We start from the raw sequence: 12,287 nt of genomic DNA, 5'->3' as shown, positions 1-12,287 counted from the left end.
CATTGCATTGTGGCATTTTTGACAAAGTTTGGAGGGATAATAGAAGTGTCTTTGCAAGTATAGACTAAAAATAAGCAATTATTTAACACTATCAGTGTGAATTTGGCCAATATCGAACTCATGGAATCAAGGCCATCGGTTTTATTTTGAGCCATTTACCAAAAAAAATCAAAGTTTCATGAATCTGAGTAAATATACCAAGCGGGCATTTGTAGGTGGGCTCATCTCCATGTTTGTTATCCTATTGGGTACCATCCTCTTGGGAAGGTTGAGCGGGTACGAGGCCAAAGAACTCATAAAAAATTCCGTGGGTGGCATGAACACCCTCTGCAATACCATTGCCTTGGCATCGGCCACTATTTTGGCGCTCCTGTTGACCTTGTTGGGCGTGAGTTCCACTTCAAAATCCAAATTGAAGAAGGACCATTACCACCATATATTGCAAATAGCCAAATTGGACACCATTGTATTCATAGCGGCCGTCATTGCTTTTTTACTGTTCAACTTGCCCATAACCGAATCGGACAATGTGCCTCCAAGTTGGTTCAGTACATTGTATTATATGTCGTTGATGGTGTCAAGCATCTTGAGTGCTTCCTTGATCGTGGTGGTATTGATGCTGTACAATACCGTGGTGAATATTGTAAAAATAGTAGGGCTTGGCATGACGGATCATCCGTTGGCGGTCAGTGAAAAGGATAAGGAGGATGAAGCGGATGAATAGGAGTGTTCAGCCATCAGACGCAAAAGGCCCGCCTTAGTTTTTTGAATCTATATTTGCCCTGTCCGAGCAGTTCTCTTCGGGAATATCCTTGAAGAATTCTGCGGCCTCCAGATTGGTATTGGGCCCATATCCCAATAAAAAAGTACCCTTTTCGCCTGCCTCGGTTTCCAGTACATACAGGATGGACATGTCGGAGGGATCGCTCATTCCCTCGTAGCGATGCTCCGCTACAATGTAGATTTCCTCCGGAGCATATTCTTTCTTGGAATCTGAATTGACGAGTTTGTCCCCATCGAACCTGAAATTGGCCATGTACCCTTTTTTCTGGTATTCCTTGATGTAACCTTTTTCATGTTTTGCATATTCATTTGCCATGATTCCGCTTTTAATCCAAAAGTGGATTAAATTTGGCAGTATCGTTACCACTATTGCTTTCAATTTTAACTCAAATCAACTTTGGATTGGTAGGTTTTGAGGAAATGGCCAATATTGGGAAAATTTAAATGGGTAAGATTCGATATACATTTTAAATCCAAGGAAACAAAAACAACAGCCTACAGTAAACAAACAAAAGAATGAGCATCAAATTACAGATATCTGATAGCGACAGCAAACAAGTCGTCCAAGATCTTGCCGAACATTTCAAGGTAGAGATGGAGGAGGAGAACAATGAGTTTTGTGTGCGGATACCCGCTAGGTTGGGGGCCGGGTATGTCAAGGCCACCCATTTTGAACATGGGGTAGGGGTGTTGGAATTTGATTGCCAATTGAAGAAAAAGTTGGTATTGGAACATAAAAAGGGCCTGGTACATCCCTTAAAACTCTTGTTCAATCGGGAGTCCACCATCCTTCACGAATTCGACGAGGTGGAAGGAAGCCATGAGATCCATCGATTGGAAAGTGCCATTTTATCCAGTACTCCCCAGAACAACCATGTTTTTACCTTTCCCGAAGGCTGTCCCATACATGTTTTCAGTCTCGAGATCAACAGAAAATTGTTCGAGGACAAGATCAGCGAGTTCCTTTCCGAAATGAACGAAGACCTGATGGAACTTTTTCGGGACGTGAACGGTACCCAAATTTTTTACCATAAAGAACACTACAGCTTGGAGATCGCCCAATTTCTGGAAGAATTTGCAGAATGTGACCTTACGTATTTTATGAAGACGGTTTACCAAGAAGGAAAGGCATATGAGATATTGTCGCATCAACTGCAACAGTACCTGGATGATCTCAACGGTTCGGGAAAGCACAAAATTTTGAGACAGGCCACATTGGCCAAGATTGAAAAGGCGGCGGAAATCATTGAGGAGGAATTGGGCCGGATGGACAACATCGTGAGCCTTGCCAAAAGGGTCGGCCTGAACCAGACCACTTTGCAACAGGGATTCAAACGCCTTTATAAAACATCGGTAAATGAGTACATCCGCAATTTTAGGATAGAAAAGGCCAAGGAACTATTGGAAAGTACCGACATGAACATTTCTGAGATAAGTTATAAGATAGGGATCAACTCCAGGAGCTATCTCTCCAAGCTTTTCAAGGAAAAATATGGAATCTCGCCAAAAGAGTACCATAACCAGATCAGGAAGACCAATCTGTGACAGGACGGAAAAAATAAAGGGGATACTTTTTCAAGCATCCCCTTTCAGAACAATCAAGCGATATCTTCCAATCTTTTTATGGTTCCCAGACCGGTAGAGATCTTGTTCAATTGTTGCTGGAGCAAGACTTCTGTGCTTGGCGGAAGGTTGGTCTCCTTCAGCACGTCCTTATATTCGTTAACGGCAGCTTTTTCCCCTGTAATGGCCTCTTCCAACATGGATTCGTCATTGTCCGCGGAGAAGAATGCCTTTACATCCATCCAGCTTCTGTGCATGGTGCCTGCTGTACTGCCCCCTTTTTCCACTGCTTGTCCATAGTTCATGATTTCATTTTTCAGGTCATGCCCAAAACTGGTCCGTTCGGTGGACTTTTTTAAAAAATAGTTCTTTAGGTCGGGACTCTTGGCGTGCTCGGCCGCTTTTTTAAAACCTTTTTCCGCATCATAGGTTTTTTCCAACAGATTGTTCAGTTTTTTGCCCACGGTTTCAGTATAACTCATAACTAATTAGATTTTAGGATTAGCGATAATTTGTTTTGGGATGTGTACCGCTTTACATCCATGGATTTAAAATTAGGGGAAAGAGCGGGTAGAGGTTGATCCTAAAAGGATAGATTATTGCCCCGATTGAACCATGTACAGGGTTTGTGTAACTTCTGGTGCATCTAGGACATAGCCGTGTTCCCTTTTTGCGTCAACAATTTCTTCGAACCTGTCAAAAGATGGCACAAAAAAATGATAGTTTCCCATCAGTTCCCCTTTGGATGGGGAACTGACGAAGCCAAAAAAATGGCATTCAAGACATACCACACACCAATAAAATCAATGATATGGGAATGAAAATGAAAGACGAAAAACAACCGAGGGAGAATGCAGAAATAGTCAAGGAAAAAGAGAATCCCAAACGGAATTATATCTTCAAGAAGAACGGGGTGACCAAAGTGGGCTTTTTCATCATTTTGGCCATACTTGTACTCGTGGCCATTGGGGTACTGCTCTCAGGATTGTTTTTTGAGACGCCCATGACCCCATAGCCCCGCAGATTGTTCAGGGCAGTTTCCCCGGAAGGTCAATTTTCCCAACTACCCGGGAACGCGAATTCCTCTTGGGGCATTCTCTCCCGGTCCGCCACCTCCTGATCTTGGAGTTCCTGCGATAATTTGTCCAATTCCCCACCGTAATAACCAAGTGCAATTGCAGAGGACACATGGTACCCTTTGGGTACATTGAAGATATTTTGCGCTTTCTTCCAGTCCACACCTGCCATATGGTGCAGGGCAATGCCCATATATTGGGCCTGCATGGTCATGTTCCCCAAGCTCAGCCCCAGATCGTGGAGCGCATGGAAATTCTCTTGGCCTTTGGGAGTATCTTCCTTATAAATACCCAGCATCAAAATGGGGGCCATGGGCGCCCATTCCTTATTGAAGTCGCTGAGGCAATCCACTATCTGGTCAAAAGCCTTGGTGCCCTTTTCTGTGTAGATGAATCGCCACGGCTGGAGGTTGCTGGAACTCGCCGCCCAACGTGCGGCTTCAAAAAGTTGCTTCAAGTGCCCTTCTTTTATTTTTTCGTCCTTGAAAGTCCGTGGACTGTATCGTTGCTTCAGCAGGGCAAATATTTCATGTTCAGTGTCGGCTATGTTGCCTAAGCGGATTTGGTCTTCTTCGTTCATGTTTTTTTTCGTTAGATTAATCAACAAATTCGAAAGCTAATGTCCCTTTCGCTCCATATTTTGACGCTATTGATCACCAATGCATTCATTTGGGGCTTATCCCCCTTTGCCATATTCCCTCTTATAAATGCGAACAATGACAAGGAAAAGGTTGATGAGCAACGGGCCAAAAATAAGCCCGATGAACCCGAACAAGGGAATTCCCACGATCACTCCTATCAAAGTGATCAATGGGTGCACATTGTCCAGTTTTTTGAGTACATATAATCGTATGACATTGTCCGTTACCCCGACCACCACGATCCCGTACAACAAAACACCCCACGCCTGAAAGGTATTGCCATTGGAAAGGGCAAGTATGAATACAGGTATGGTGCCCAAAAAATTGCCCACAAAAGGGATCATGGATCCAATGGTAACGATGACCGCCCAAAAAAGTGGGCTTTTGATGCCGAAGATCAAAAAACCGATGAACGCAACTGCGCCTTGCGCCAAGGCCACCAAGGGTATCCCCAGTGTGTTGGCCTTGACAATGTCCCTGATCTCGCACCCGATGATCGTTAGGTTCTCATTGCTGATGGGGATATATTCAAAAAGGGATTCATGGAGTTTTCTACGGTTGGTCAGCATATAGTACAACAGAAAATACATAATGGAAATTGCAATGAGGGTATTGAATGTGCCGCCGGCCAACCCCTGAAGGTTTTTGGACAACCACTCTGAGACCGCGGAGGCATCTATCTGGGAGGTCAGCTTAAAACCCAAACGGTCTTCCCAGGTATGGAGTTGGGATTTGACCGCTGATGCCACCTTTTCGGAATTTTCCACGGCCCTGCCAATTTTGTTCCCCAGCATAAATATGGCCCCGGCCACCGGCAACAATATGATGAGAAAGGACATCACCATCAAGACCGCAGCCGCCAAGTTTTCGTTCCATCCCTTGTTTACCAGACGTTTCATGGGCCGCTTCAACAGCACGTAGAGAGTGACCGTTCCCAATACTCCAGAAAAGTAGGGCGCCATTTCCATCATGATAAGACCTCCCATCAAAAGAATCAACAGGAGCACAAAAATTTGGCGAATGACTTCCGGGTTTATCGGTTTCATATATCGAATTTGATCTTTAAGCCGTTCCTGCTTTTATTTTTTGTTCGGGAACCATATAAAATGGAACGGTAAAAGGTTTGTCGTGTTTTCGTTCAAATTTTGTTAAATGCCCTGCACAAGCTTACCTCATTTGACTTTTTTATTGCTCTTAATGGATGGCACCGGACCTCTTTCTTGCTTGAATGGCTTTAGCGTTAACATTTTGGTTTTCTAGATCAATCCATCCCGCACAAAAGGGGTAGTTTGGACAAAACATTTTTACAAACCTTAAAATTTTAAAACGATGAACAACGATCAATTGGAAGGCAAATGGAAACAGGTCAAAGGGAAGTTCAAGCAAAAATATGGGGATCTTACCGATAACGACCTTACCTATTCTGAAGGCAAATTCGATGAGATGTTGGGAAGATTGCAGGAAAAGACCGGAAAGGCCAAATCAGAATTGAAAAAAGAGATTGAAAACTGGTAGACCACCATTTCAGTCCGCACGTAAAATAACCCTCTGCATATCTGGAGGGTTATTTTCATTAAAGGATATGCACAATGACAGAACTGTTCGCTTATGACACCGCAGAAGTCGCGGATTTTGCCTTGAAGGTCGGCTTGGCCACATTGGCGGGGTTATTGATCGGGCTGGAGCGCGAGTATAAGGGAAAAAGTGCAGGGTTGAAGACCAATACCTTGGTGTCTATCGGCGCATCGGTCTATGTCTTGATTTCATTGCAATTTTATGGGGAGGAATTTGCCGACATCACAAGGGTCTTGGGCCAAGTGGTCACCGGGATCGGTTTTTTGGGGGCAGGGGTCATCCTTCAAAAAGAGAAAGAGGACAGGATCAAGGGCCTCACCACGGCTGCGACCTTATGGTGCAGTGCTGGGGCAGGTTGCTTGGCGGCCACAGCCATGTTCGTGGAACTGGGAATCCTCACTTCTTTGGTGGTAGTCATCAATATTGTTTTTGGTTACATAGACAGCAGGATTGTAGGAGACAAATGAGGCAGGACATATTCAAAAAGCACAAGCATTTTTATTGGCTGGCCTCTACCAACATTAAAATGGCAACCATCAGGCACAATACGGTCACAATGATGAGCGTGGTCCAAGGAAACGGATTCTTTTTGGACTTGGGCAGGAGGTTTTGTTCCTTGGTTTCGTCTCTTTGTTCAGTTTTTTTGGATCCGCTGTTCGTTGCTTTCCTCCATTCTTCTGTATCTCCTTCCTTTTCCATGGTTCATTGTTTAGAGGGACTTTTTAAAAATGGGCCATTGCTTGTTTTTTATGCATTGTATGGCCCGAAACGGGAATCTGACCTTGGATAAAATTTTTGCCCTGATGTTTTTTAAAAGCCATCAAAAAGATAAGGACATGGAAAGGAAAAGAATCTGAAAACCCTTCTTCCTATGGGTCCGTCCTTTTATAAATCCTTGGGCAAAGCGGGGAATGTTTTTTCCATGCGAATTCTTGCTCAATCAAAAATCTTTATCCACTCAATTGGACAGAACGTCAATTTTTCACTTATTGGTAGGTAGGATACCATGACCTATGGAAATGGCTGCATGAATTTAAATTCAAAAAAAGGAGCATATGTGCGCAATAGCATCTAAAATTGACACAATCAATCGGGTCATTTGCATTTCCCGTAAATCGGTATCCGACCCAAATCCGACTTGCCGACCCTGTTTTATTCATCTGGTTTAATAAAAATGGTTTGTGGTTGGGTTAATTTTGAAACAAATTCATTGTTCATGGAAAAAAGAAAGAAAGTAATCGTTGTGGGAGGCGGGTTCGCCGGCCTTGAACTGATCAAGGGACTGGGAAATTCCAAAAAATATGAGGTCACGTTGGTGGATGTGAACAACTATAATTTTTTCCCACCATTGATCTATCAGGTGTCCACCGGCTTTATGGAACCTTCTGCCATAAGCTACCCCATTAGGAGGATACTCAGGGGAAAGGAAAGTGTCCGGTTTAGGCTTGGCAGCCTTAAAAGGGTCATACCTGCCGAGAACAAAATAATTTTGAGCAATGGAGAACTGCCCTACGACATCCTTGTGATGGCCACTGGTGCGGAAAGCAATTTTTTTGGGAACAATAACATCGAAAAATACAGCTTGCCCATGAAGACCATCAGTGATGCGTTGTCCCTTCGCAACACCATTCTTGCCCGGTTGGATAGGGCTACCCGATTGGACAATGTGGAGGAGCGCAGAAAACTGTTGACCTTTGTTATTGCCGGTGCGGGCCCTACGGGTGTGGAACTTTCGGGCATTTTGGCCGAGATGAGCACTTCCATTTTGAAGAAGGATTATCCCGAACTGGGCCAAGAGGACCTTGGAGGCATCTATTTGATCGATGGGCAGGATGCCGTGCTTTCCGCCATGTCGCCAAGGTCACAGGCCTATACCTATAAAAAACTACGACAATATGGGGTAAAGATCAAACTCGATACCATAGTCAAGGACTTTGACAATGAAAGGGTGTATTTGTCCGATGGCTCCGAGATCCAGACCAAAAACCTGATATGGGCCGCAGGGGTCTCCGCAAAAACCTTCGAAGGAATCCAAAAGGAAAGTCTGGGAAAGGGCAACCGTATGAAAACAAACGCTTATAACTTGGTAGAGGGTTACCAAAACATTTATGCGTTGGGAGATTGCGCTTTGATGTCAGGGGACGATGCCTTTCCCGATGGACACCCCCAATTGGCGCAACCAGCCTTGCAACAGGCAGATAACTTGGCCAAGAATTTGGAGAGGGAAGAAGGAAAATGGCAACCCTTTTCCTACAAGGACAAAGGCTCTTTGGCCATTATAGGAAGAAATAAGGCCGTGCTCGATTTTCCCGGGCAGAAGTATTTTCTCAAAGGTTTTCTGGCGTGGCTTATATGGATTTTTGTGCACATCATGGGATTGGTCAACTTCAAGAACAGGATACGGGCCTTTTTCAACTGGATAGGTTATTATATCTACAGGGATCAATATTTTAGGATGATCATCAAACCCAAGGAGCGGGAAAATATCAACACCTGAGCATTGGCATTAAGGAGCTAAATTGTTAATATGCCCTATTTCTTTTGTTTTTGGGGATTCAAAGTAATATTTTGTAAGTAAAACGTTACATATATTATAATCCCCCGACATGCTCAAAAGAACCATACTTATCCTAGCTGCTATCATCAATGTGGTATCCATTTTGGCCCTATTGGGATGGTTGCTGCAAATGGAATCATTGACAAGGGTGATTGCAGGTCTCCCCATCGTGGAGTTCAATACAGCTTTTTGTTTCATCCTTTTGGGAATCACCATAATACTGATTGTAAAGCACTATAACCTAGTGGTGGCCCATGTGGTCAATGGCATTTTGTTGTTGATTGGATTGGTGACCTTTGGTCAGGATATTTTAGGGGCTGATTTTGGACTCGACCAATTTTTTGTCAAGGATAATCTGGACATACTTTCCGGCAGTTTGAATCCCGGCAGGATGTCATTGGCCACTTCCCTCTCGTTTACACTCTTGGGGATAGCGCTGCTTTTGATCATGTTGGGCAAGCCCAAATTGTTGAAATTATCGGCATACCTGTCCCAATCGGTCGCCTTTTTTGCCTTTTTGGCCATTACCGCCTTTTTTTTCCAGATACCCATAGAAGAAAAGTTTGCCTTTATCTCTTCCATGGCCGTGCATACCGCAATTGGATTCCTTCTGGCCAGTACTGCAATATCCCTGATGATACCAAGGTATGGGATCATGCAGCTTTTTATTGGTAGGAATATAGGCAACCACCTTATGAGGAAACTGTTTTTTCAGTTGTCGGTCATCTCATTTGTAATGGCTTATGCCGTCTTCCAAATTTCGAAGGAAGGATATTTTAGCCCAGGTTTTTCCATGGCCTTGCTAGCGGTAGGTCTCATTTCTGCCATCCTGTTGATTTTGGCGATCGTTGTTCCTTCCATCAACAAGTTGGAACAAGATAGAAGAGTGGTGGAACGGGAACTCCTTGCGACCAATACGTATTTGAACGCCACCCCGGACCCTATGGTCATCATAGATGAATCTGGGGAGATATTGTTGTCCAACACTCTAATGGGCAAGGCTTTTGGGTATAGACCACTATATCTGAAGGGCAAAAATATCAATGACCTTATTTCTGGGGACTTTGTCCAAATCCATCAGAAGCATATCACCGATTTCAAGAACGCCCAGCCCTATGACGAATGGAACATGGATAGGGAGGATGCCAACATCACCTCCATCATAGAGACGGATTTTTTTAAGGACAAAGACCAAAAAGTGCCAGTGGAAATGACCTTGAATTCCATTGCGACCCAAAAGGGACATAACACCATTGTGGCCTTTAGGGACATAACACGTCGGGTGGAAGCGGAGAAGAATTTTAAAAAGGCGAACGATAAGGTGCTTGCGGCCTTGGATGCCTCCATCATCGGGATATGGGACTATGATATCGCGGATGGTTCCATCGTTTGGGACGATACCATGTACCATATCTATGGCCTGGACAAGAGAAAGGAACGTATCAAGTTTTCCATTTGGATCAATTATGTCCACCCAGATGATATAAACTGGATGTTGGAGTTGTTACAGGCATCCATGACCAATAAAGTTCCCTTTGAAGGGGACTTCAGGATTGTATGGCCAAACGGCTCCGTGCGCCACATTAGGGGAAAAGGCTCGGTACATTTGGACGAAAAGGGGGAAGTGGTCAGGATATTGGGCACCAACTGGGACATCACCGAGCAGAAAAACTACCAGTTGGCCCTTGAGGCCAGCACCGAACAGAACAAGTTGTTCATTGAAGAGGCGCCCACTGCCATTGCCATGTTCGATACCAACATGGTCTATATGGCCGCTTCCAAAAAATGGCTGGAAGATTACCATATCACCGAGAGTGTAGTGGGGAAATCGCACTATGAGGTTTTTCCGGAAATTGGTGAAGATTGGAAAAAAATACACCAAGACTGTCTAAACGGGAATGTCAATAACTGTGATGAGGCCGTTTTTGAAAGAGCGGACGGGTCCCGACAATGGATAACCTGGGAGGTGAAACCATGGTACAAACACGGAAACGAAGTGGGCGGACTGCTGATGTTCACGGCCAACATTACCCAGTTCAAAGAGACCGTTATGGAGCGCCTTCGGTTGCAGGACATGTTAGATCGCTCCAATGAGATTGCGAAAATAGGAAGTTGGGAATTGGACGCCAATCGCAATACCTTGGCCTGTAGCGCAATTACCAAGGCCATTTGTGATATTCAGGAGGACCACGAACCGAGTATGGATGAGATCATCTCTCTTTTTCAAAAAGAAGACTCGGACAGACTGTCGCAGGCCATCAACGATTCCTTGAAAAAGTCACGCCCCTTTGATTTGGAATTGAAGCTGACCACCACATTATCCAATGAAAAATGGGTAAGGATTATCGGTCGTACCAAAGACACCTCAACCGATGGCAAAATGTACGGGATATTCCAGGACATTACCAAAATGAAGACATTCGAGTCGTCGTTGATCCAGGAAAGGCAAAAGGCCGAGGCAGCAAGTAGATCAAAATCAGAATTCTTGGCCAACATGAGCCATGAAATACGCACGCCGTTGAATGGAGTGATCGGGTTTACAGATCTATTGATGAAGACCGAACTGTCCGAAAGCCAGCGGGAATACATGCACACCGTCTATAATTCGGCCAATCATCTCTTGGACATCATAAACGATGTCCTGGATTTCTCCAAGATCGAGGCTGGCAAACTGGAGCTGAACATTGAAAAAGTGGATTTGCTGGAAATCTGTGAGCAGACCATGGATATTGTGAAGCACCAGGCCCATGCCAAGGGACTTGAGATCCTTTTGGACATATCACTGGAAATAGACCGCTACGTATATACAGACCCCGTTCGACTGAGACAGATATTGACCAATTTATTGGGAAATGCCGTTAAGTTCACCAAAGAGGGAGAGGTGGAACTCAAGGTCAGGCATATGCCAGAAATGCCCCAAGACGGGAAGAAAAAAACATTTGTCTTCTCCATAAGGGACACGGGCATCGGCATTGCCGAGCATAACCTGGACAAAATATTCAGGGCCTTTGACCAAGAAGATGCGTCCACCACCCGAAAGTTCGGAGGTACTGGATTGGGACTTACCATTAGCAACCGTTTGCTCAATTTTATGGGGAGCAGTTTAAAAGTGGAAAGCAAACTCCAACAGGGAAGCACATTTTCCTTTGTGGTGGAATTTGAGACCGGGGATGATTCCACGGCTACTGGCGAACCGACCCAATCCATCGTGAAAAATGTTTTGGTGGTCGATGATAACGAGAACAATAGGATCATTTTGCGGGACATGTTGAAACTATCCCAGATAGAATCAACATTGGCGGACCATGGTATTGAAGCATTGGAGATCTTGGAAAAGGGAAAAAAGTTTGACCTGATGATCCTTGACTACAATATGCCCTACCTCAATGGGGTGGAAGTGATCCAACATGTCCGTGAAAAGTTTAGGTTGACCATGGAAGACCTTCCTATAATGCTGCTGCACAGTTCCATAGAGGACGAATCCATAAAAAAAGCTTGTGAAGAATATGGAGTGCGGTTCAACCTGTCCAAACCCATTATGTTGAGAGATCTACAGTCTATCCTGTCAAAGGTCGGCAAGTCAAATGGTGGGAAAATGGAAAGTACGGTGGATGAGCCGAAAGACAGGAAACTTGAACAGGCCGAACCTACAATACTGGTTGCCGAGGACAACCCTGTCAACCGCTTTTTGGCCAGGACATTATTGCAAAAAATTGTTCCCAGATCCAAAATAGTGGAAGCACATGATGGCGCCGAGGCAGTGGAGCTTTTCAACCAGAACAACTTCGATGTCATCTTCATGGACATACAAATGCCCATTATGAGTGGTTTTGATGCCACAAGTAAGATAAGGGAACTCGAAAAAGGGAGTTCACATGTCCCCATTGTCGCGCTTACGGCCAGAGGCATAAAAGGGGAAAAGGAAAAATGTCTCGAACAGGGAATGGACGAGTATGTTACCAAACCTGTAGTCTATGAAACGCTCAAAGGCGTGTTGGAGAAAATATTATGGTAGAAAAATATTACAAATTATGAGGTTTTTACACAATTAATCTCCATATTTTTTGTTTAAAGTAGGTAAACCGACTTTAA

General features: G+C 44.4%; 12 protein-coding genes. 7 read left to right on the top strand and 5 right to left on the bottom strand.

The window, feature by feature from the left end:
- Window positions 1-178 precede the first annotated feature (178 nt).
- Window positions 179-724 (top strand): hypothetical protein, encoded by a 546-nt coding sequence (locus SD450_RS17805; RefSeq protein ID WP_318345731.1) that lies wholly within the window; start codon window positions 179-181, stop codon window positions 722-724.
- Between the two features lie 33 nt (window positions 725-757).
- On the opposite strand, the gene SD450_RS17800 is transcribed toward SD450_RS17805, so the two are convergent.
- On the bottom strand, window positions 758-1,099 hold the full coding sequence (locus tag SD450_RS17800) for a hypothetical protein (protein WP_318345730.1): 342 nt from the start codon (window positions 1,097-1,099) through the stop codon (window positions 758-760).
- Between the two features lie 200 nt (window positions 1,100-1,299).
- Between SD450_RS17800 and SD450_RS17795 the strand changes: the two genes are divergently transcribed.
- Window positions 1,300-2,328 carry a helix-turn-helix transcriptional regulator gene (locus tag SD450_RS17795; RefSeq protein ID WP_318345729.1) on the top strand — a complete coding sequence of 343 codons (1,029 nt, stop codon included), beginning with the start codon at window positions 1,300-1,302 and terminating at the stop codon, window positions 2,326-2,328.
- 53 nt (window positions 2,329-2,381) lie between these two features.
- On the opposite strand, the gene SD450_RS17790 is transcribed toward SD450_RS17795, so the two are convergent.
- Window positions 2,382-2,828, bottom strand: coding sequence for a ferritin-like domain-containing protein (locus SD450_RS17790; protein WP_318345728.1), 447 nt, complete (start codon window positions 2,826-2,828; stop codon window positions 2,382-2,384).
- Between the two features lie 335 nt (window positions 2,829-3,163).
- On the opposite strand from SD450_RS17790, the gene SD450_RS17785 reads away from it, so the two are divergent.
- Complete coding sequence (locus tag SD450_RS17785) at window positions 3,164-3,361, top strand: hypothetical protein (protein ID WP_318345727.1); 198 nt, start codon at window positions 3,164-3,166, stop codon at window positions 3,359-3,361.
- 35 nt (window positions 3,362-3,396) lie between these two features.
- On the opposite strand, the gene SD450_RS17780 is transcribed toward SD450_RS17785, so the two are convergent.
- Together SD450_RS17780 and SD450_RS17775 are read right to left on the bottom strand one after the other, a co-directional pair.
- A complete protein-coding gene (locus tag SD450_RS17780) occupies window positions 3,397-4,002 on the bottom strand; it encodes a nitroreductase family protein (protein ID WP_318345726.1) in 606 nt (201 codons plus the stop codon).
- A 96-nt stretch (window positions 4,003-4,098) separates the two neighbouring features.
- Window positions 4,099-5,109, bottom strand: coding sequence for an AI-2E family transporter (locus SD450_RS17775; RefSeq protein ID WP_318345725.1), 1,011 nt, complete (start codon window positions 5,107-5,109; stop codon window positions 4,099-4,101).
- Between the two features lie 283 nt (window positions 5,110-5,392).
- On the opposite strand from SD450_RS17775, the gene SD450_RS17770 reads away from it, so the two are divergent.
- Together SD450_RS17770 and SD450_RS17765 are read left to right on the top strand one after the other, a co-directional pair.
- On the top strand, window positions 5,393-5,578 hold the full coding sequence (locus SD450_RS17770) for a CsbD family protein (protein WP_318345724.1): 186 nt from the start codon (window positions 5,393-5,395) through the stop codon (window positions 5,576-5,578).
- A gap of 74 nt (window positions 5,579-5,652) precedes the next feature.
- Entirely contained in the window at window positions 5,653-6,105 is a 453-nt protein-coding gene (locus tag SD450_RS17765) for an MgtC/SapB family protein (protein WP_318345723.1), read from the top strand.
- A 31-nt stretch (window positions 6,106-6,136) separates the two neighbouring features.
- Here the strand turns inward: SD450_RS17765 and SD450_RS17760 are convergent, their stop codons facing one another.
- Window positions 6,137-6,337 carry a hypothetical protein gene (locus SD450_RS17760; RefSeq protein WP_318345722.1) on the bottom strand — a complete coding sequence of 67 codons (201 nt, stop codon included), beginning with the start codon at window positions 6,335-6,337 and terminating at the stop codon, window positions 6,137-6,139.
- Between the two features lie 517 nt (window positions 6,338-6,854).
- Here SD450_RS17760 and SD450_RS17755 point away from each other — a divergent pair.
- Complete coding sequence (locus SD450_RS17755; RefSeq protein WP_318345721.1) at window positions 6,855-8,135, top strand: NAD(P)/FAD-dependent oxidoreductase; 1,281 nt, start codon at window positions 6,855-6,857, stop codon at window positions 8,133-8,135.
- 109 nt (window positions 8,136-8,244) lie between these two features.
- Window positions 8,245-12,210, top strand: coding sequence for a response regulator (locus SD450_RS17750; RefSeq protein ID WP_318345720.1), 3,966 nt, complete (start codon window positions 8,245-8,247; stop codon window positions 12,208-12,210).
- The last annotated feature ends 77 nt before the right edge of the window (window positions 12,211-12,287 follow it).

Origin of the sequence: Flagellimonas baculiformis (assembly GCF_033441575.1) — a bacterium.
GTDB classification, from domain to species: domain Bacteria; phylum Bacteroidota; class Bacteroidia; order Flavobacteriales; family Flavobacteriaceae; genus Flagellimonas; species Flagellimonas baculiformis.
Note: the sequence above shows the minus strand (reverse complement) of the source record. Positions and strands in the feature narration are given on the sequence as shown.